The sequence below is a fragment of the Sphingopyxis sp. genome, from assembly GCF_019459305.1.
Lineage (GTDB): Bacteria > Pseudomonadota > Alphaproteobacteria > Sphingomonadales > Sphingomonadaceae > Sphingopyxis.
On sequence record NZ_JAIBES010000078.1, the window covers coordinates 1 to 19,141 of the forward strand.

Here is a 19,141-nt window from a genome sequence, read left to right on the forward strand (position 1 = left end):
CCCCACCGCCCGCGCCGGGTCCGACGACAGCCGCATCACCGTTGAACTGCGCCGCGGTGGGCGCCCGGTCGATATCGTCGCGATGATCGGGTGATCGCACCCGTTAATCCCCCATTCGGGGGCTGTCCCCTATCGGGATGCACCGCTTGACGCCTGCGCAAATGCGTAGGAGGATGGTGGGCCGGGGTATATAAGACGGGAATTCCCGCCTGAGTGAAAGACGCACATGACCGACTCGACCAAAACGCCCGTGTCTTCGAAGCGCCGCTTTGCGTTGTGGCAGGGCGCCGCCGCGCTCTCGACGCTGGCGCTGGTGCCACTCGCGACCGGCGCAATGGCGAGCGTGGACAGCAAGACGCAGGAAGAAATTTCGCGTTTCATGGACGTCTATCTCGAAGTGAAATCGAACTATGTCGAACCGGTCGAAGATTCGAAACTGATCGAAGGTGCGATCAACGGCATGCTCGCCAGCCTCGACCCGCATTCGGGCTATCTCGACGCGCGCGGCTTTTCGAACCTTCGCACCCAGACCGACGGCGAATATGGCGGGCTGGGCCTGTCGGTGACGATGGAAGACGGCGTCGTGAAGGTCATCGCGCCGACCGCCGACACCCCCGCCGACAAGGCCGGGATCAAGTCGGGCGACTATATCACCCATATCAACAAGGAACTGATCTTTGGCCTGACGCTGGACGAAGCGGTCGAACAGATGCGCGGGCGTCCGGGCACCCAGATCGACGTCACCATCGTCCGCGAAGGTCAGGACAAGCCGATCGAGATGTCGCTGACCCGCGAGATCATCGACCTGAAGCCCGTGAAATGGGAAGTCAGCGGCGATGTCGGTGTGCTGACCGTCACCAGCTTCTCGGCCGATGCGACCACCGATATGCGCGCGGCAATGATGGCGGTCGAAAAGTCGCTGGGCAAAAAACCGCGCGGCTGGATCGTGGATCTGCGTTCGAACCCGGGCGGATTGCTCGATGAGGCGGTGGGGATCAGCGACCTGTTCCTGGAACGCGGCGAAATCGTGTCGCAGCGCGGCCGCCGCAAGGGCGACATCGAACGCTTTTTCGCCGAGCCCGGCGATCTGGCGAGCGGCGCACCGGTCGTCGTATTGATCGATTCGGGATCGGCATCGGCCTCCGAAATCGTTGCCGGCGCGCTGCAGGATCAGCATCGAGCCGTGGTGATGGGCGAGCGCAGCTTTGGCAAGGGATCGGTGCAGACGGTGCTGCCGCTGTCGGATACCACCGCGCTTCGCCTGACCACCGCGCGCTATTACACCCCGTCGGGACGTAGCGTGCAGGAGGGCGGAATCGAACCCGACATCCGCGTCCCGCAGATTTCGGACCCCGATTATGCATCGCGGCCGAAATTCCGCGAAAGCGACCTGCGCCGTCACCTGATCAATGAGAAGAAGGTCGACGACGGGCTGATTGAAAAGGACGAGAAGGTCGATCCGCGCTTCAACGCGACCGCAGCGGAGCTCAAGGCCAAGGGGATCGAGGATTTCCAGCTCCACTATGCGTTGCAGACGATCGGGCGGATCAGCCCGACCGCGCCGCGCATGGCAGCGCAGGCGACCAAGCCGGGCGCTAAGCCCGCGCGCCGTAACTAAGGGTTCGCCGGCATGTTGAAATCGCGCCTTGGTGCGCCGATCGCCGCGCTCGCTGCGCCGCTGCTGCTCTATGGCGGCGCGCTGGTGTCACAATTTGGCTTTGGTCTGCACCCCTGCGAAATGTGTTACTGGCAGCGCTGGCCGCACCAGGTGGCGATCATACTCGCGCTGCTTGCGCTGTTGCTGCGCGGCAATGACAAGGCCATGCGCGCGCTGACGATGCTCGCCGCGCTCGCCATCGCGGTCTCGGGCGTAATCGGCATCTACCACGCCGGGGTCGAATATGGCTTTTGGGAGGGTCTGACCACCTGCGCGACCGGCAGCGGCGGACCTGTATCTCTCGACGCGATCATGAACGCGCCGCTAATCCGCTGCGACACCGCGCAGTGGACACTGTTCGGCATTTCGCTCGCGGGCTTCAATGCGATCTTTTCGCTCGGCGCCGCGGCGCTCGTCTTGACCTTGCTGCGCCGTCGGCCCACATCGGCGGCATGAGTCAAGCCGATAAAAACGCAGCGATGATCCGGGTCGATCAGGCCGGCGAATATGGCGCGACGCGCATCTATGCGGGGCAGCTCGCGGTGATGGGCGACCGCCATCCGATGGCACGCGAGATTGCGCATATGGCCGAACAGGAAGAGCGCCACCGCAAATTTTTTGACGACATGATCGCCAAGCGCGGCGTGCGCCCGACCGCGCTCCAGCCGTTCTGGAAAGTCGCAGGCTTTGCGCTGGGTGCGGTAACCGCCGCGATGGGACCGCGCGCCGCGATGGCCTGCACCGCCGCGGTCGAGACAGAAATCGATCGCCATTACCGGGACCAGCTCGATGAACTCGGCGACAGCGACCCCGAACTCAGCGCCGCGGTCGCCGATTTCCGCGCCGAAGAACTGGAGCATAAGAACACGGCGCTCGCCGCGGGCGCCGAAAGCGCGCCGGGTTACCCGGTGCTAAGCCTCGCGATCCGCGCCGGTTGCCGTGCAGCCATCGCGCTGTCGAAGCGTATCTGATAGTGATCAGGCCCACGCATCCGTTCATGACCGATGCAGGGTCGCAGTGCCAAGCCGCACTAAATAAGACAAAGGAATATCCGATGACCCGCCTGCCCCTGTTCGCGCTGATCCTCGCCGGTAGCGCCCTCTCGGTACCCGCCGCGGCGCAGCAGACGGTGGTCGAGGGCGAAAAGGTTAACCAGGTCGTCGTTTATGGCGACGATCAATGTCCGAAGGGTGCCGACGACGAAATTCTGGTCTGCGCCAAGCTTCCTGAGGGCGAGCGCTATCGCGTCCCCGAAATGCTGCGCGGCAATCCGCTCGACGTGCGCAACGAAGCATGGGCGAACAAGGTCGTCGCGGTGGAGCGCATCGGTCGTTTCGGAACCGACAGCTGTTCGCCGACCGGGCTGGGCGGCTTTACTGGCTGTACGCAGGCGCTGGTCGCAGGCGCCAAGGCTGAGCGCCAGGCCGCCGACAAGACGGACTGGCAGGCGATGATCGCCGATGAACGCGCCAAACGGCTTGCGGGCATCGATTCGGCATCGGACGAGGTTGAAGCCGCGGTGCTGGCCGAAGAACGCGCGCTGGCTGAACGGCAGGCTGCCGCCGCGGAGCTGGAGCGGCAGGCGAGCGGTCAGGCACCGATGCCGACCGCACCCGATGAAGCTGACGCCGAACCGCTGCCGGTTCCGCCGCAAGGCTGACGCTTTATATCGTCATTGCAAGCGAAGCGAAGCAATACAGGGCGGTCTACCCTCACTCTGGATTGCCGCGTCTCTTCGCTCCTCGCAATGACGGGGCGTTCAGATCAGCTCAATTCAGCAAATATTGTTTCCAGAAAAGCAGCGACGACCAGAAATTATAGTCGGCATTTTCTTTCTTCGCGAAGCCATGCCCTTCGTTGGTCCCGACAAGATGCCACGCTGTGCCGCCATTCTTGCGGATCGCGGCGACGATCTGGTCGGCCTCTGACGCGGGAACGCGCGGGTCGTTAGCGCCGGTGACGACGAACAGCGGTTTCTTGATGTCGGAAACGCGCGTCAGCGGCGAAATTTCCATCAGCTTCTTGCGCTGCACGGGATCGCGCTCGTCGCCATATTCGACGCGGCGCAGGTCGCGGCGATAATCCTGGGTGTTTTCCAGGAAGGTCACGAAGTTCGAAATCGCGACGACGCACAGATTAGCACGCAGTTTGTCGCCATAATGGGTCGCGGCGGCATAGCACATATAGCCGCCATAGCTGCCGCCGGTCAGCCCGAAGCGCGCTGCGTCGAGCGTCTTGTCCTTGGCTAGCGCATCGATAAACGCGCCCATATCCTTGACGCTGTCCTCGCGCTTGAATGGCCCGTTGTCGAGACTGACAAAGGTCTTGCCATAGCCGGTCGAGCCGCGGACGTTGGGATAGAAGAGCGCGATCCCCATTTCGTTCAGCATATAGTTGCTGCGGCCCATGAAGCCGGGCCGCGACTGCGCCTCGGGACCGCCATGGACGCTCATAATCAAGGGCCGCTTGCCGGGGAATTTCGCCGGATCGGGGCGATAGAGGAAGCCCGACACCTCAAGCCCGTCAAAGCTTTTGACCTTCACCAACTCGGGTTCGACATTCTCGGAGACGTCGAGCCCGCCCGTCTCGCTTTCAGTCCAGCGCGTTACCGCCAGCGTGTTCGGATCGACGCTGAACGCATCGGCGGCGCTGCGTGCCGAGGTGAAGGTGATGCCGATCTCGCCCCATGGCGCGATCTCCAGCCCGCCGATGATCCCGGCGGGCAGCTTGTCGACCGTCCGCACCGTTCCGGTCTTTGGATCGAACAGCCGCAGTTTCGCCATGCCCGCCTCGTTGACCACATAAGCGATAAAGCTGCCGTCATCGGCGATGTCGAAGGTATCGACGTCCCATTTTTCGGCCGGTCCCTTCGGCGTGAACTTGCCCGTCGCCGGGTCGAGCGTGCCGAGCCGCTGGAAATCGCTGCCCTCGTCGCTGGTCATCCAAATCGTGCCGTCGGGGGCAAAGCTCGCCCCGCCGAGCGCCACCGTCTTGCTATGGTCACCGATCGGCGTCATCGCGCCGCTGGCCAGATCGAGGCGGAACAGGTCGGCTTTCTGCACCGACGTATATTTGCCAACCAGCGCCCAACTCTTGTCAGGCGTGAAATCGAGCAAGCCCCAGCCCCCGCCCTCTACTTCCGCGACCATGCGGCGCGTCTTGGGATCGCGCGGGTCCATCACATAGATGTCGCTGTCGCGGCCGTTGCGCAGCGTCGAGGTAAAGGCGACGAGCTGGCCGTCCTGGCTCCACGCGTTGAGCCCGTTGCGACTCTTGCCATCGGTGAGCAGGTCGAGCCGCCCGTCCTTCATGGCGTAGATTTGATAGAATTCATTGCCGCCGATGTCCTTCTGGACCAGCATCACATCGGCCTTCTTTGGTGCCCATCTACCCGACCCGACCGGCTCGGCTTCGAAAGTGATCTGCTTGCGCGCGCCCATCGGCATCGCGACGCGGTGCAGCTGCGCTGTGTTGCCGAAGCGGGTCGCGATCAGCATCGATTTGTCGATCGGGTTCCAGCCGACGAAACCGGCACCGCGGTTCTCCATATAGGGCCGCGTTGCCGCCGCCAGCTCGACCGGCACTTCCGGCACCCCGTCGGCGATCAGCGCCGCGGGTTTGGGTTCGACGGCGGGCTTGTCGGCTTCCGCAGCCGAAGCGGAAGCGAGCGGCAGGGTCAGGGCAGCAAGAAAGGCCAGATAGCGCATGATGATTTTCCCCGTGTTGCAATAAAGCAGATCCACTGGGACTAAACGCTATCAACGTTGCTGGCGGATGCAAGGCTTCGACCAACGACGCCGCGGCTTCGACCACCGTCAGCCGGGTTTTGACATCGATTCATCGACTCCTGCACGGTCTATCGCAGCAAAATCGCAACATTTTTGACGATCTGGCGCGATTTGGTTGCGAATCCGGGGTGAAACGAGCGGAATTGTTAACGAATCGGTGCCAACCTGTCTTGACTTGGGAATATTGGGCTGAAATCGTGGCGTTCTGGGAATCGCCAGCCTAAGGGGGCTGAAAAAATGGCATCAGCATTCGGACCGCGCCTGTGGCGGCGCACGTCACCTAGTGTGCCGGCAGCGCGGAGTCTTGGTCGCCGCATGACCTGGCACGCCGCAACTGCGCTGGTGGCCTTTGCTGCATTGCAGATCTGGCTGGTTTCGAGCGCAATCGCTGCGGGCGCTTCGTCGACGCTCATTGTCGTCGCGCTGATCGTCCTGCTGGCCCTCGCCGTTCCCGTTGCGCGCTCTACCGAGCGGCGCTGGTATCACCTGAGCCGTCAGGCGCTCGCCAGTTGGGGGTTGCATGCGCGCTTTCGCCGTGACGTCCGCCGCCTGTGGGTCGCCGCGCTGACGTTGCCCTTTTTGTGGGTCAGCGGCGCGATGGCCGCCACCGATGCGATCGCGGCGATCGTCAAGTAACCACTGCCAGCCAAGTTTGACGCCCTGCCGCCCGCCGTATAGGGCGCGGCAATGCTCACTGTCTCCGAAGCCCTCGATCGCGCGCAATTGCTGTGCGACGCCGCTGCCAAAGCCGGCGCCGATGCCGCCGACGCGCTGTATTATTGCAACGCCGCCACGTCAGTCTCGATGCGCCTTGGCGCGCTGGAGGATGTCGAGCGGTCCGAGGGGCAGGATATCAGCCTGCGCGTTTTTGTCGGCCAACGCAGCGCCAGCGTGTCGACCGCCGACATGGATGCGGGCGAGCTGACCAAGCTGGTCGAACGCTGTGTCGCCATGGCGCGTGAGGCGCCCGAAGATTCTTATGCCGGTCTGGCGCCTGAAGAATTGTTGTTCAAAGGCCCGGTTCCCGACCTCGATCTCGACGACGGCAGTGAAGCCGACCCCGCGGCGCTGCGCGCAGCCGCACTGGCGGTCGAGGAAGCAGCGCGCGCGGTCGCCGGAGTGACCAACAGCGAAGGCGGCAGCGCGAGCCATAGCCGCACCCGTTTCGCGCTGGCGACCAGCCACGGCTTTGCCGGTGGTTACGGGTCGAGCGGCCACAGCCTTTCGGCGAGCGTCATCGCGGGCGAAGGCGCCAACATGCAGCGCGACTATGGCTGGCACAGCGCGCACCACCTCTCCGACCTCGAAAGCGTCGGCGACATCGGCACCCGGGCGGGTACGCGCGCCGTTGCACGGCTCAACCCCGGCAAGGCGCCGAACGGCAAGGCGCCGGTGCTGTTCGATCCGCGCGTTAGCGGCGGCATCGTCGGTCATCTGCTCGGCGCGATCGCCGGCCCGGCGATTGCGCGCGGCACCAGCTTCCTGCTCGGCAAAGAGGATCAGCTGCTGTTCGACCGCAGCATCGTCATTCGCGACGAGCCCCATCGTATGCGCGGGCTGCGCAGCCGCGCCTTCGACGGCGAGGGCTTGCCGACCGCGGCGCGCAACCTGGTCGAGGACGGCAAGATCACCGGCTGGCTTCTCGACACCGCATCGGCGAAGCAGCTTGGCCTGACCCCGACCGGCCACGCGAGCCGCGGCGGTGGTGCGTCGGGAGTCGGCGCCAGCAATCTGCATCTTGCGGCGGGCAGCGTGACGCCCGCAGCGCTGAGGGAGGGCATCGCCGACGGTGTCTACATCACGGAGTTGATCGGCCACGGTGTCAATCCAGTCACGGGCGATTACAGCCGCGGTGCGTCGGGCTTCCTGATAAAGGATGGCGAAATCGCCGGGCCGATCGCCGAATTCACCATCGCAGGCAATCTGATCGATATGTTCGCGGCGCTGGTCCCCGCCAACGACCTGGAATTCCGCCACGGTACCAATGCACCGACGCTGCGCATCGACGGCATGACCGTCGCGTCGAGCTAAGGATCCGCCGCCAATGCCGGGCCGCAACCTCGAAGCCGCGATCGCCGCGACCCGCGAAGTCGGCGATATGGCGATGGCGCGCTGGCGCGGCGAGGGGCAGGCGGTCAATGTCTGGAACAAGTCGCACAACAATCCGGTCAGCGACGTCGACCTCGCGGTCGATGCGCGGCTGAAGGCGGTGCTCGGCGCGATGGTGCCCGAAGCGGGCTGGCTGTCCGAAGAAACCGCCGATAACGCCGACCGGCTAGCGTGCCGCGCGATCTGGTGCGTTGACCCTATCGACGGCACCCGCGATTTCATTCGCGGCCGCCCCGGGTGGTGCGTGTCGGTCGCGCTGGTGATCGATGGCGCGCCCGAGTTCGGCATCCTTTATGCCCCGGCGCTCGATGAATTGTGGGTCGCACAAAAAGGGCAAGGCGCGCAGCTCAACGGCGAGACGCTGCACGCCAGCCAGCGCATGATATTCGCCGGATCGCGCGTCCCCGCCGACGCCCTGCCCAAGGTCGACAGCGATCTGGTGATCGTCACCAAGCCAAACAGCATCGCGCTGCGCATCGCGCTGGTCGCCGACGACCGCGCCGATCTGGTCGCGACATTGCGTTGGGGGTTCGAGTGGGACGTCGCCGCCGCGGCGCTGATCGCGACCGAAGCGGGCGCAACCGTCAGCGACGCCTTTGGCGCGCCGCTAAAGTTCAACACGCCGCACGCACAGGCGTTCGGGGTGATCGCCTGCGCCCCGGATATTCATGCCTCGGTGGTCGATCGGTTGCACGATCGCGCGGTCGCCCTTACATCCCCATCCTGACGGCAAAAGCGCCGCGCAAACCAGCGCACTCCGCTTGACAATCGGCCCGACTCACCTTAGTTGCGCCTCCATTCCGACATCATGACCGGACGGCGAAGCGCGTAGCGTGCATTCGTGGTCCGTTTTTTGCGTTGGAAATCAGACGCTTTGAGATGGGGTCGATTGCCTACGGCCCTGTGGAGCAGGAGAAAATTACTTATGGCACGTATTGCGGGCGTCAATTTGCCCACCAACAAGCGCGTGATCATCGCGCTCACCTACATCCACGGTATCGGCCGCAAGACCGCCGTCGACATCGCCACCAAGCTGGGGATCGACCAATCGCGCCGCGTTCAGGACCTGTCGGACGCCGAAGTGCTGCAGATCCGTGAAACGATCGACGCCGACCTGACCGTCGAGGGTGATCTTCGCCGCACCACGGCGATGAACATCAAGCGCCTGATGGACCTCGCCTGCTATCGCGGCCTGCGTCATCGTAAGGGCCTTCCGGTCCGCGGCCAGCGCACGCACACCAATGCGCGCACCCGCAAGGGCAAGGCCAAGGCGATCGCCGGTAAGAAGAAATAAGGTTCGAGCGCGTCCATCCGGGCGCGCTTCCTTATTTCCCCTGCCGGGGCAGCGGCCATCGCCCGCCACCGGCCATTCAGGATTAGGTTAGGATTACATCATGGCTCGTGAACCGCAGCGCCTTCGTCGGCGCGAACGCAAAAACATCTCGTCGGGCGTCGCCCACGTCAACGCGACCTTCAACAACACGATGATCACCATCACCGACGCCCAGGGCAACGCGATTGCCTGGTCAAGCGCAGGCATGATGGGCTTCAAGGGCAGCCGCAAGTCGACTCCCTATGCGGCGCAGGTCTGCGCCGAAGACGCTGGCAAGAAGGCCGCCGAACATGGCGTCCGAACGCTGGAAGTCGAAGTCAAAGGCCCGGGCGCCGGGCGTGAATCGGCGCTTCGCGCGCTGCAGGCGGTTGGTTTCCACATCACTTCGATCCGCGATGTGACCCCGATCCCGCACAATGGTGTCCGCCCGGCCAAGCGCCGCCGCGTCTGATGCCTGCTTCGGATGCGCCCCATTTCCGGGGCGGCATCCGCTAAACTCCTAACGCCGGACAGATTGGTCGACCCCCAATTCGTCCCGCCAAAAGCAAAGGGAAGACCATGACTGTCAATATCCGGAACTGGCAGGAATTGAAGAAGCCCAGCAACCTGGAAATCAAGGCTGGCAGCGACGGCAAGCGCAAGGCGACCTTCGTCGCTGAACCGCTTGAGCGCGGCTTTGGCCTGACGCTCGGCAACGCGCTGCGCCGCGTATTGCTCTCGTCGCTCCAGGGTGCGGCGATCACGTCGATCAAGATCGAGAACGTTCTCCACGAATTCTCGAGCCTGGCCGGCGTGCGCGAAGATGTCACCGACATCGTCCTCAACGTGAAGCAGATCGCGCTCAAGATGGAAGGCGAAGGCCCGAAGCGGCTCCAGCTTTCGGCCACCGGTCCCGCGACCGTCAAGGCCGGCGACATCATGGTGTCGGGCGACATCAAGGTGATGAACCCCAACCACGTCATCTGCCACCTCGATGACGGTGCGACGCTGAACATGGAACTCGTTGCCGACACAGGCAAAGGCTATGTCCCCGCGACCGCCAACCGTCCGATCGACGCGCCGATCGGCCTGATCCCGGTGGATTCGCTTTACTCGCCGGTGCGCCAGGTCGCCTACAAGGTCGACAATGCCCGCATCGGTCAGGAACTGGACTATGACAAGCTGAACCTGACCGTCGAAACCGACGGCACGATCACCCCGGAAGACGCCGTGGCTTACGCTGCGCGCATCCTCCAGGACCAGCTCCAGGTCTTCGTCCACTTCGAAGAAGCGATGAACGACAGCGGCATGATCGGCATGGCGGCTTCGCCGACCACCGCCGACGAGTCGGACGTCAACCAGCTCAATCGCTTCCTGCTCAAGAAGGTCGACGAGCTGGAACTGTCGGTCCGCAGCGCCAACTGCCTGAAGAACGACAACATCATCTACATCGGTGATTTGGTTCAGAAGACCGAAGCCGAAATGCTCCGCACCCCGAACTTCGGCCGCAAATCCTTGAACGAAATCAAGGAAGTGCTGTCTTCGATGGGTCTGCGCCTGGGCATGGACATCCCCGGCTGGCCGCCGGAAAACATCGAAGAGATGGCCAAGAAGCTCGAGCAAGAACTGCTGGGTTAATCGAGATAAGCGCCCCGGTTCGCCGGGGCGCCGTCACAACGGGAATGGGTCGGCCCGCAATCGTCCTGGCTTGGGGTACCTCACACGGCCCCTCTGACAAACGAAGGAAGAAATCATGCGTCATAAATCGGGTGGCCGGAAGCTGCAGCGCACCAGCGCGCACCGCACGGCCCTGTTCCGCAACATGTCGGCGGCACTCATCAAGCATGAGCAGATCACGACCACCGTCGCCAAGGCGAAAGAACTGCGGCCTTATATCGAAAAGCTGATCACGCTTGCGAAGCGCGGCGGTCTGGCCAATCGCCGTCTGGCGATGAGCCGCCTGATGGACGACACTCAGCTGGTCAAGCTGTTCGACGTCCTGGCCGAACGCTACAAGGACCGCAACGGCGGTTACGCGCGCGTCATCAAGGCCGGTATTCGCGCTTCAGACGCTGCCCCGATGGCGATCATCGAACTCGTCGATCGCGACGTCGCTGCCAAGGGTCAGGATTCTGGTCCGGTCGAGCAGTATGAAGAAGATATGGCGGAAGCCTGAGCCTCGCTCTAACTAGACAAGATCAAGGGCGGCCTCCGACAGGATGGCCGCCCTTTTCTTTGGCGCCAGGCGGTTGCCGCCACGTCCGTCGATCACTCGTACACAATTGCACAGCGCATCAACATTCACGGTGTATTTATTGCAGCATGGCGAGTGAAATCAACGTCGGTTCGTCGTTCAATAATCAGGCAACCATGGACCTTCCGCAACAAGCACAATTGCGAACCGAATCCTTTGGCGCCCGCTTGCGGCGATTGCGGCGCTCGCGCAGGCTCAATCAGGCGGAACTGTCATCAGCGCTGAACGTAAGCGCGCCTGCCATATCGGGCTGAGAAAAGGGTCGAGCACGCCCCCGTCACGGCAGAGTAGCGGCGCTGGGTAAGATGCTCGGTGTAACAACTGCTGAACTGCTGAGCAGCGACGACCGCGAATTCACACCGGTCCTGCTGGCTGCCAGTCGAGCCGATATCGCCCGCATCGTCGGCGCCACGCCGGACAAGGTCCGGATCCTGATCGAGTTCTAAACGCTAATCGTCCGGCGCCCAGCCCGCACCACCACTAAAATAGGTCGGAAATCCGCTTGCCCGCGGCTTTAGCATCCTTACATATTGACGCACGATAATTACCCCGGAACCATGAGGATCGCCTTGCCATGTCCCGTAATGCCCTGTCCGCGCCGCTGGCGCTCGTCGCTCTTGCCATGACGCCCACCGCAGCGCATGCAGCAGAAGCCGCGGCGGCAGCGGCGCCAGCGCCGACACTCGCTTATCCCGACACCGCGCGCGGCGGTACGGTCGATCCGCAATTCGGCGTCAATGTCGCCGACCCCTATCGCTGGCTGGAAGATGATGTTCGCGTCAATCCAAAAGTCGCCGAATGGGTCGCGGCGCAGAACCAGGTGACCGACGCCTATCTCGCCACCCTGCCCGGCCGCGATACATTCAAGAAGCGGATGACCGAGCTTTATAATTTCGAACGCTTTGGCCTGCCGACCAAGGCAGGTTCGCGGTACTTTTATACCCGGAACGACGGGTTGCAGCCGCAGTCGGTGCTCTATGTCCGCGATGGGATGAAGGGCGAAGGCCGGGTGCTGATCGACCCCAATTTGTGGGCCAAGGATGGCGCCACCGCGCTTGCCGAATGGCAGCCGTCGGAAAATGGAAAATATCTGCTCTATTCGGTGCAGGACGGCGGCACCGACTGGCGCATCGTCCGGGTCAAGGACGTCGCGACCGGGCAGGATCTGTCCGACGAAGTACGCTGGGTGAAATTTTCGGCGCCCGACTGGGCAAAGGACGGCAGCGGCTTTTATTATTCGCGCTTCCCCGAACCTGAAGCGGGTGAGGCTTTCCAGTCGCTCAACGAAAATCATAGTGTCTATTTTCACAAACTCGGCACCCCGCAGAGCGCCGACGTGTTGATCCACGCGACGCCCGAAAAGCCCAAGCTGAACAATTCGGCGGCGGTGAGCGATGACGGCAAATATCTGCTGGTTTTCGGGTCCGAGGGAACCGACGCGCGGCTGGGCGTGACGCTTTATCCAATTGCCGCCAACGGCGTCGGCAAGCCGGTCACGCTGATCAACGATTTCGCGAATAATTGGGAATATGTCACCAACCAGGGGCCGCTGTTCACTTTCATCACCAACAAGGGTGCGCCGCGTGAACGGCTGGTGTCGATGGACATCCGCAGTCCCGGCAAGCTGACCGAGCTGGTCGCCGAAAGTGAAAACACGCTGGTCGGCGCATCACGCGTCGGCGACCGCATCATCCTGTCTTATCTTGGCGACGCGAAATCGCAGGCGGAGATGATCACCCTCGACGGCAAGAAGGTGGCAAACATCAGCCTGGCCGACATCGGATCAGCATCGGGGTTTGGCGGCAAGTCGAGTGATCCGGAAACCTTCTATGCCTTTTCCAGCTATGCGCGACCGACGACCATCTATCGGCTCGACACCGCGACCGGAAAGAGCGAGATTTTTGCCGAGCCGGAACTGACCTTCAAACCCGACGATTTCAGCGTCGAGCAGCGCTTCTACAAATCGAAGGACGGCACTGAGGTGCCGATGTTCCTCGTGATGAAAAAGGGGCTCGACCGCAGCAAGGGATCGCCGACGTTGCTCTATGGCTATGGCGGCTTCAATGTGTCGATGACTCCCGGCTTTTCCCCAACGCGGCTGGCGTGGGTCGACAAGGGTGGGATTCTGGCGATCGCCAACCTGCGCGGCGGCGGCGAATATGGCAAGGCGTGGCATGATGCCGGGCGGCTCGACAAGAAACAGAATGTCTTCGACGATTTTATCGCTGCAGCCGAATTTCTGAACGCCGAAGGTGTGGCTGGCAAGGGCCAGATCGCGGTCGAGGGTGGATCAAACGGCGGCCTGCTCGTCGGCGCGGTGGTCAACCAGCGTCCCGACCTGTTCGCGGCCGGACTGCCCGCGGTGGGGGTGATGGACATGCTACGTTTCGACCGCTTCACCGCGGGGCGTTACTGGGTCGACGATTATGGCTATCCGTCGAAAGAGTCGGATTTCAAGAATCTACTCGCTTATTCGCCCTATCATAACATCCAGTCGGGCGTGTCTTATCCTGCGGTGTTGGTGACCACCGCCGATACCGACGACCGCGTCGTACCGGGGCATAGCTTCAAATATACTGCGCAGCTGCAGTATGCGAAGGCAGGTGACAAGCCGCATCTGATCCGCGTCGAAACGCGCGCCGGGCACGGATCGGGCAAACCAACCGACAAGATCATCGCCGAAGCCGCCGATAAATATGCGTTTGCAGCGAAATGGACCGGGCTGAACGTCGAATAATGTCCATTGCGCTCGCCTTTACCGCGACCGAGCCCGCTGAACTCTGGGCCGAGGCGGGCGACGCCGCCGCGGCGCTGGTCGCGGGCGAGCCCGACGGTATCGCCAACATGGCAAATGTTGCGGCGCTGATCTGGCAGGCGATCCCGGACCTCAACTGGGCGGGCTTTTATCGCTTCGACGGGCAGGAACTGGTGCTCGGCCCATTTCAGGGCAAGGCGGCGTGCATCCGCATTCCGCTCGACAAGGGGGTGTGCGGTGCCGCGGCGCGGCTGCGCGTTACCCAACGCGTCGACGATGTCCACGCCTTCCCCGGCCATATCGCGTGCGACGCCGACAGCCGCAGCGAACTGGTGGTGCCGGTGATCGCGGGCGACCAGCTGGTCGGCGTGCTCGACCTTGACAGCCCGGTGCCGGGGCGGTTCTCGGCCGCGGATCAGGCGGGTGCCGAGGCGCTAGTGGCACGAATTTCGGGGGCGCTGGCGTAACACGTCGCCCCCGCAAAGGCGGGGCCGTAAGCGGCCTGTTGCTGCACCGTCGCGTAAACCGACAGCGGCCGCGTTCGGAGGCCCGTGACTCCGAACGCACTTCGCGGGGGCGATGGCGATTCTCGACCGCCGTCCACCAAATATCTCATCTGACCCAAATCGGGACGCGAAGCTCACGGTTAACGGATTCGCGAAAAGGCGCTGATTTTGCTAACAAGCTGTTAACCAATCGGTTCGGACCCAGGGATCAGGGAGTTAGTCATGCGCACGTTCGTTTTGTTGGGAGTGGCAGCGGGCTCGTTGTTGCTGGCGGGGCGTGCCCATGCCGAAGCGCCGATGATCGACGCGCGCGCCGCGACCGACCTGGCGAGCGGCGTGTCCTATAATCACGACCCGCGCCCGGCGCTGGACTATGGCGCGCCCGCCGATGCCGACGTGCGCGTCTATACCGGCCACGCCGATCGGATCCCCAGCGAAGTCGAATATCGGCGCGTGTCGGGTTACGACGCCGAGGGCCGCTGGACCGGCACCTGGAACGGCACCTATGAATCGGCCGACGGTCGCCGTTACGACGGCAGCTATGAAGGCACGGTCGAAGGCCATGGCGCCGGCTATCCGCCGCCGCATCACTATTACGGCGGCGGGTACGACCCGCAGCAAGACGCAGAAATGGAACGCCGCTGTGGCCGGGGGGGCACGGTAGGCGGCGCGGTTGTCGGCGGAGTCGTGGGGGGCGTCGTCGGCAACCGCATCGCCGGGCGCGGGGACCGCACCGCGGGGACGCTGATCGGCGGCGGCCTTAGCGCGCTCGCCGGTGCCGCGATCGGCGATGCGTCGGACAAGAAGAAATGCGAAGCTTGGTGGTCGAGTCGCGGTTCGCATCACAGCAGCAGGACATACCGTCATGGCGGCTATGGCTATGGCTACGGCTACGGCTATTACACCCCGGGCGTGGTAGTCACGACAATCATCACCAACGGCGCGCCGGTCGTCACCGAAACGGTCGAGACGACGACCAAGACCTATTATGAGAATGTGCCGGTGCGGAAACGCTACGTGGCGAAGAAAAAGTGGAAGCCCCGGCCCAAGCCGCGCTGCGTCTGCTGATTGCCCGACAGGTCTGGTCACCTAGGGTTCGAAGGCCCGTCATCCAAGCGATGGCGGGCCTTTCCCATTTCTGCGCTCGCCCCATCGTGCTAGGACAACGGTTCAGCGGCGCGAAAGCATTGACCGCGTAGCGCATAAGCATCGCGGGCCGGACCATCCTTTGCCCGCCCTTGGGGAGTATCCCTCGATGCGTACATTCACCAGCCTTGCCGCCGCAGTCGCGGTCGTCGTAACCTCGGTCGGGATCAGCGTCGTCCCCGCCGAAGCGCGGTCACGCCATGGCGGCTGGGGCTATCGCCATCATGACCGCGTCAGCACCGGCGACGTGCTCGGCGGCCTGCTGATCATTGGCACCATCGCCGCGATCGCCAGCGCCGCGAGCAAAGACCGGCGCGAGCGCGCGGCCGACTATCGTTACGACCCGCCGTATCGCGACGACCAGCGCTATGACCAGCGCGACCGTGACTATGTGCCGCGCGTGGAACAGGGCGATACGCGCCCCTATGGCAACGGTGACGCCCAGACCCGCGCCGCCGATGCGTGCAGCTGGGCGGTCGAGGCCGAAATGGGTGACGACGCGCGCGTCGACCGCATCGACGGCACCGAAGCCAATAACGGCGGCTGGTATGTCACCGGCACCGCGTCGCGGCTGGGCGGCGAAGTCCGCAGTTTCGGGTGCAGCTATCGCAATGGCCGCGTCGTCGATGTCAATTTCGGCTGAACCACTCCTCTGGATCAACAACTTACGCAGGATCGCGTCACCTTCGGGGGGCGCGGCCTTTCGCTTTGAAGCTGAACGCCGGCAAAACCGAGCCTGAACGCCAGATAAGCGACGGGTTCAGCACCGCGTCACCCCCGAATCGGTAGAACATCTCCAACAGGCCGCAACGCTGCCGCCTGCGCCTGAAGGAGACCGAACCATGGCTATCAAGACTAACCTGACCAAGGCCGCGATTGGTGCGGCCACCGCTGGCGCGATGTTGATGAGCGCCGCGCCTGCCGCTGCCCGCGACCGGTATGATCGCGACGGAATCACCGCGGGCGAAGTGATCGCCGGCGCCGTCGTGCTGGGCGGCCTTGCCGCCATTTTGTCGAGCGGCAACAACGACCGCTATGACCGTTACGACGACCGTTATCGCGGTCGCTATAACGACGCACGCTATGGTTATGGCTATGATTACAACCGCTATGGCAACAGCCGCAGCGCCGTGAACCAGTGCGTGAACGCGGTCGAACGCGGCAGCCGCCGCTATGGCAACACTGACGTTACCCAGGTGACGAGCATCGATCGCAAGCGCGACGGCTACAAGGTGAAAGGCCGCGTCGTCGTCCGCGACGGTTACGACGGCCGCTGGGGTCGTGGTGGATATTACGACCGCGGCAAGTTCAGCTGCGACATCCGCTATGGCCGGGTGCAGAACGTGAAATTCTCTGGCCTGCGTTAATTATCCAGCCCCTCCCCCAAAACGGGAGGGGCTTTTCTTTGCCCGCATAACCCCGCATGAAGCGGGTATGATCAAACACAGCCTGCTCGCAGCCCTGCTCCTCGTCGCGCCCATGGTGGCGCATGCGAAGGATGCCACCCCCGCCGCCGACCCCGCACGATTGAAAGCCGACGTCGAAAAGCTGGTGTCGTTCGGCACCCGCCACACTTTGTCGTCGGCGACCGATCCGAAACGCGGCATTGGGGCAGCTCGCAAATGGGGTGCCGCCGAGTTCGGGCGCATTTCCAAGGCTTGCGGCGGCTGCCTGACGGTCGAGCGTATAGCCGATCGCTTCGACGGGCCGCGCGCGCCGGGCGGCGTGATCGTCGAAAATGTGCTGGCAATCCAGAAAGGCAGCGGCGATCCGGCGCATGTCATCATCATCGCGGGGCATATCGACAGCCGCGTCAGCGATGTAATGAATTTCACCGCCGATGCCCCCGGCGCCAACGACGATGCGTCGGGCACCGCGCTGGTGATCGAGGCGGCGCGGCTACTTTCCAGGCAGGAGCATCGCGCGACGATCGTCTATGCGCTGCTTTCGGGCGAGGAGCAGGGCCTGTGGGGCGGGCGTCTGCTCGCGCGTCATGCCAAGGAAAAGAACTGGCCGGTCACGGCGATGCTGAACAACGACATCGTCGGCGGCATCAAGGGGACCGACGGCGCCATCGTCGATAACCGAGTGCGGGTGTTCAGCGAGGGCATCCGCGCGTCGGAAGATCTGGCGGCGCAGCTGGCACGGCGCGGGATTGGTGGCGAGGATGACGGCCCGTCGCGCGCGCTGGCGAAGGCGGCGATCCGCGCAGGGCAGGAGAGCCCGGCGATCGGACTGGAAGTGCTGGCAGTGCGCCGCCCCGACCGCTTCCGCCGTGGCGGCGATCATTTGCCGTCGCTCGAACTCGGCTATCCGGCGATCCGCTTTACCGTCGGGATCGAAGATTATGATCATCAGCATCAGGATCTGCGCACCGACAATGGCCGCAAATATGGCGACACGGTCGACGAGATGGATTTTGCCTATCTCGCGCGCGTCACCGCGCTCAACGTCGTGCTGGCCAGCAAGCTTGCCGCCGCGCCGCCCGCGCCCGCCAGCGTCAGCATCGATGGCGCGGTCAGTTCGAACACGACGATCAAATGGTCGCCGGTGGCAGGCGCCGCCGCGTACCGCATTCACTGGCGCCGCGCCGACAAGGCGGACTGGACCGACAGTCGTCGGGTCGCGGGCGATGCCGCGGCTGAGCTGCTGTTGCCCGGAGTGATCGTCGACGATCACTTCTTTGGCGTGTCAGCGCTGGCAGCCGATGGCAGCGAGAGCATCGTCACCTTCGGCGGGCTGCCGTCCGCGCCCTGACCCATAAATATTACCGAACACGCTATACGAAAATTTACCTTCCTCTGTTACCGCAACAACGGGACCATCATCATCGGCCGACGTGGGGGTCGGGCGACAGCAATGGGTCGCGCCATGTCAATTCCCGAGGCTCCCCCAGCCTCACCTCCTCCGGACGAAAAGCGCCAGCCGCGCCAGTCGCGCCTTGTCAAAGCGGCGCTGGCCTGCACTCGCCTGGGAAAATTCGACGTCACGATCCGCAATGTGTCCGAAACTGGCATCGGCGGGCAGGCACCTGGAGCGCTGCATATCGGTGAACGAATCACGGTGTTCCTGCCCGGGCACGAGCCGATGCTGGGCACGGTGCGCTGGGTCGCGGGCAACCGTTTCGGCATCCAGACCGACCGCCCGGTCGAGTCGACGCGCCTGCGCGCCGCGCATGGCAGCGGGGCCGCGCCTGCCGAGCATATCGCGGGATTCGAGATTGTACCGCCGCCGATAGCGCCGGCGCGGCGCCCGGGGTTGGTGCTGGGAAGCGCGCAGCCGGCGCATTTCGGGCGCAGTGTGTGGCAGAGCAAGCGACAATAGGGAGTTTCTAGACGTTCCCCCTCCCTTCAGGGAGGGGCCAGGGGTGGGCGCGAGCGGTAGCGAGCCGAGGAAGAGCGCCGCCTTCGCCGGCTACCTACCCCCGGCCCCTCAGTAGCCGGGAGGGGAAAAGAGGTGACCGCTGCCCGCAACCCCGATCGCCAAAAGAAAACCGGCGCGGATTTCTCCGCGCCGGGGTGCCGCGGTAAAAAAGTGTGAAGCGAAGCGTCAGGCGCCGCGGCGCCCCTCATTACCCACATCGTCGATGTCACGCAGGGCATAACCGCGGCCCC

21 protein-coding genes are annotated in these 19,141 nt (G+C 63.8%); 20 read left to right on the top strand and 1 reads right to left on the bottom strand.

Annotation, left to right across the window (positions count from 1 at the left end; translation table 11 throughout):
• Window positions 1-226: 226 nt before the first annotated feature.
• The 4 genes from K0M74_RS08750 to K0M74_RS08765 all read left to right on the top strand — a co-directional run bounded on the left by K0M74_RS08750 (window position 227) and on the right by K0M74_RS08765 (window position 3,317).
• Complete coding sequence (locus K0M74_RS08750; protein WP_293970663.1) at window positions 227-1,618, top strand: S41 family peptidase; 1,392 nt, start codon at window positions 227-229, stop codon at window positions 1,616-1,618.
• 12 nt (window positions 1,619-1,630) lie between these two features.
• Window positions 1,631-2,113 (top strand): disulfide bond formation protein B, encoded by a 483-nt coding sequence (locus K0M74_RS08755; RefSeq protein WP_293970666.1) that lies wholly within the window; start codon window positions 1,631-1,633, stop codon window positions 2,111-2,113.
• Window positions 2,110-2,628, top strand: a complete 519-nt coding sequence (locus K0M74_RS08760; protein WP_293970668.1) for a demethoxyubiquinone hydroxylase family protein — start codon at window positions 2,110-2,112, stop codon at window positions 2,626-2,628. Before K0M74_RS08755 ends, K0M74_RS08760 begins: the two co-directional genes overlap by 4 nt.
• 83 nt (window positions 2,629-2,711) lie before the next feature.
• A complete protein-coding gene (locus K0M74_RS08765; RefSeq protein ID WP_293970671.1) occupies window positions 2,712-3,317 on the top strand; it encodes a hypothetical protein in 606 nt (201 codons plus the stop codon).
• A gap of 109 nt (window positions 3,318-3,426) precedes the next feature.
• On the opposite strand, the gene K0M74_RS08770 is transcribed toward K0M74_RS08765, so the two are convergent.
• Window positions 3,427-5,400 carry a prolyl oligopeptidase family serine peptidase gene (locus K0M74_RS08770; protein WP_293970674.1) on the bottom strand — a complete coding sequence of 658 codons (1,974 nt, stop codon included), beginning with the start codon at window positions 5,398-5,400 and terminating at the stop codon, window positions 3,427-3,429.
• 282 nt (window positions 5,401-5,682) lie between these two features.
• Between K0M74_RS08770 and K0M74_RS08775 the strand changes: the two genes are divergently transcribed.
• The 16 genes from K0M74_RS08775 (at window position 5,683) to K0M74_RS08850 (ending at window position 18,851) form a co-directional block, all read left to right on the top strand.
• Window positions 5,683-6,081, top strand: a complete 399-nt coding sequence (locus K0M74_RS08775; protein WP_293970677.1) for a hypothetical protein — start codon at window positions 5,683-5,685, stop codon at window positions 6,079-6,081.
• 51 nt (window positions 6,082-6,132) lie between these two features.
• Window positions 6,133-7,476, top strand: a complete 1,344-nt coding sequence (locus K0M74_RS08780) for a metallopeptidase TldD-related protein (protein WP_293970679.1) — start codon at window positions 6,133-6,135, stop codon at window positions 7,474-7,476.
• 13 nt (window positions 7,477-7,489) lie between these two features.
• Window positions 7,490-8,281, top strand: a complete 792-nt coding sequence (locus K0M74_RS08785; RefSeq protein WP_293970683.1) for a 3'(2'),5'-bisphosphate nucleotidase CysQ — start codon at window positions 7,490-7,492, stop codon at window positions 8,279-8,281.
• A 198-nt stretch (window positions 8,282-8,479) separates the two neighbouring features.
• Window positions 8,480-8,848 carry a 30S ribosomal protein S13 gene (gene rpsM / locus K0M74_RS08790; protein WP_088442503.1) on the top strand — a complete coding sequence of 123 codons (369 nt, stop codon included), beginning with the start codon at window positions 8,480-8,482 and terminating at the stop codon, window positions 8,846-8,848.
• Between the two features lie 100 nt (window positions 8,849-8,948).
• Window positions 8,949-9,338, top strand: coding sequence for a 30S ribosomal protein S11 (gene rpsK / locus K0M74_RS08795; RefSeq protein ID WP_003040416.1), 390 nt, complete (start codon window positions 8,949-8,951; stop codon window positions 9,336-9,338).
• Window positions 9,339-9,445: 107 nt separating this feature from the next.
• A complete protein-coding gene (locus K0M74_RS08800) occupies window positions 9,446-10,504 on the top strand; it encodes a DNA-directed RNA polymerase subunit alpha (RefSeq protein ID WP_039576660.1) in 1,059 nt (352 codons plus the stop codon).
• 115 nt (window positions 10,505-10,619) lie between these two features.
• Window positions 10,620-11,042, top strand: coding sequence for a 50S ribosomal protein L17 (gene rplQ / locus K0M74_RS08805; protein WP_088442505.1), 423 nt, complete (start codon window positions 10,620-10,622; stop codon window positions 11,040-11,042).
• A 146-nt stretch (window positions 11,043-11,188) separates the two neighbouring features.
• Window positions 11,189-11,374, top strand: coding sequence for a hypothetical protein (locus K0M74_RS08810; RefSeq protein WP_293970690.1), 186 nt, complete (start codon window positions 11,189-11,191; stop codon window positions 11,372-11,374).
• A gap of 51 nt (window positions 11,375-11,425) precedes the next feature.
• Entirely contained in the window at window positions 11,426-11,566 is a 141-nt protein-coding gene (locus K0M74_RS08815; protein WP_293970692.1) for a hypothetical protein, read from the top strand.
• Between the two features lie 128 nt (window positions 11,567-11,694).
• Window positions 11,695-13,857 (top strand): prolyl oligopeptidase family serine peptidase, encoded by a 2,163-nt coding sequence (locus K0M74_RS08820; protein ID WP_293970695.1) that lies wholly within the window; start codon window positions 11,695-11,697, stop codon window positions 13,855-13,857.
• The gene (locus K0M74_RS08825) at window positions 13,857-14,342 is read left to right on the top strand and encodes a GAF domain-containing protein (RefSeq protein ID WP_293970699.1); all 486 of its coding nucleotides are present in this window, start codon (window positions 13,857-13,859) and stop codon (window positions 14,340-14,342) included. Before K0M74_RS08820 ends, K0M74_RS08825 begins: the two co-directional genes overlap by 1 nt.
• Before the next feature lie 261 nt (window positions 14,343-14,603).
• The gene (locus tag K0M74_RS08830) at window positions 14,604-15,449 is read left to right on the top strand and encodes a glycine zipper 2TM domain-containing protein (protein ID WP_293970702.1); all 846 of its coding nucleotides are present in this window, start codon (window positions 14,604-14,606) and stop codon (window positions 15,447-15,449) included.
• Between the two features lie 187 nt (window positions 15,450-15,636).
• On the top strand, window positions 15,637-16,170 hold the full coding sequence (locus K0M74_RS08835) for a hypothetical protein (RefSeq protein ID WP_293970705.1): 534 nt from the start codon (window positions 15,637-15,639) through the stop codon (window positions 16,168-16,170).
• 199 nt (window positions 16,171-16,369) lie between these two features.
• Complete coding sequence (locus tag K0M74_RS08840; protein ID WP_293970708.1) at window positions 16,370-16,894, top strand: hypothetical protein; 525 nt, start codon at window positions 16,370-16,372, stop codon at window positions 16,892-16,894.
• A 67-nt stretch (window positions 16,895-16,961) separates the two neighbouring features.
• Window positions 16,962-18,284, top strand: a complete 1,323-nt coding sequence (locus K0M74_RS08845) for a M28 family peptidase (protein ID WP_293970711.1) — start codon at window positions 16,962-16,964, stop codon at window positions 18,282-18,284.
• 114 nt (window positions 18,285-18,398) lie between these two features.
• A complete protein-coding gene (locus tag K0M74_RS08850; protein ID WP_293970714.1) occupies window positions 18,399-18,851 on the top strand; it encodes a PilZ domain-containing protein in 453 nt (150 codons plus the stop codon).
• The last annotated feature ends 290 nt before the right edge of the window (window positions 18,852-19,141 follow it).

Coding starts and splice junctions, on each gene's coding strand:
- K0M74_RS08780 (WP_293970679.1), top strand. CDS start 6,133: ATGCTCACTGTCTCCGAAGCCCTCGATCGCGCGCAATTGCTGTGCGAC.
- K0M74_RS08765 (WP_293970671.1), top strand. CDS start 2,712: ATGACCCGCCTGCCCCTGTTCGCGCTGATCCTCGCCGGTAGCGCCCTC.
- K0M74_RS08760 (WP_293970668.1), top strand. CDS start 2,110: ATGAGTCAAGCCGATAAAAACGCAGCGATGATCCGGGTCGATCAGGCC.
- K0M74_RS08755 (WP_293970666.1), top strand. CDS start 1,631: ATGTTGAAATCGCGCCTTGGTGCGCCGATCGCCGCGCTCGCTGCGCCG.
- K0M74_RS08820 (WP_293970695.1), top strand. CDS start 11,695: ATGTCCCGTAATGCCCTGTCCGCGCCGCTGGCGCTCGTCGCTCTTGCC.
- rpsM (WP_088442503.1), top strand. CDS start 8,480: ATGGCACGTATTGCGGGCGTCAATTTGCCCACCAACAAGCGCGTGATC.
- rplQ (WP_088442505.1), top strand. CDS start 10,620: ATGCGTCATAAATCGGGTGGCCGGAAGCTGCAGCGCACCAGCGCGCAC.
- K0M74_RS08800 (WP_039576660.1), top strand. CDS start 9,446: ATGACTGTCAATATCCGGAACTGGCAGGAATTGAAGAAGCCCAGCAAC.
- K0M74_RS08850 (WP_293970714.1), top strand. CDS start 18,399: ATGTCAATTCCCGAGGCTCCCCCAGCCTCACCTCCTCCGGACGAAAAG.
- K0M74_RS08750 (WP_293970663.1), top strand. CDS start 227: ATGACCGACTCGACCAAAACGCCCGTGTCTTCGAAGCGCCGCTTTGCG.
- K0M74_RS08785 (WP_293970683.1), top strand. CDS start 7,490: ATGCCGGGCCGCAACCTCGAAGCCGCGATCGCCGCGACCCGCGAAGTC.
- K0M74_RS08775 (WP_293970677.1), top strand. CDS start 5,683: ATGGCATCAGCATTCGGACCGCGCCTGTGGCGGCGCACGTCACCTAGT.
- K0M74_RS08845 (WP_293970711.1), top strand. CDS start 16,962: ATGATCAAACACAGCCTGCTCGCAGCCCTGCTCCTCGTCGCGCCCATG.
- K0M74_RS08825 (WP_293970699.1), top strand. CDS start 13,857: ATGTCCATTGCGCTCGCCTTTACCGCGACCGAGCCCGCTGAACTCTGG.
- K0M74_RS08810 (WP_293970690.1), top strand. CDS start 11,189: ATGGCGAGTGAAATCAACGTCGGTTCGTCGTTCAATAATCAGGCAACC.
- K0M74_RS08840 (WP_293970708.1), top strand. CDS start 16,370: ATGGCTATCAAGACTAACCTGACCAAGGCCGCGATTGGTGCGGCCACC.
- rpsK (WP_003040416.1), top strand. CDS start 8,949: ATGGCTCGTGAACCGCAGCGCCTTCGTCGGCGCGAACGCAAAAACATC.
- K0M74_RS08815 (WP_293970692.1), top strand. CDS start 11,426: ATGCTCGGTGTAACAACTGCTGAACTGCTGAGCAGCGACGACCGCGAA.
- K0M74_RS08835 (WP_293970705.1), top strand. CDS start 15,637: ATGCGTACATTCACCAGCCTTGCCGCCGCAGTCGCGGTCGTCGTAACC.
- K0M74_RS08830 (WP_293970702.1), top strand. CDS start 14,604: ATGCGCACGTTCGTTTTGTTGGGAGTGGCAGCGGGCTCGTTGTTGCTG.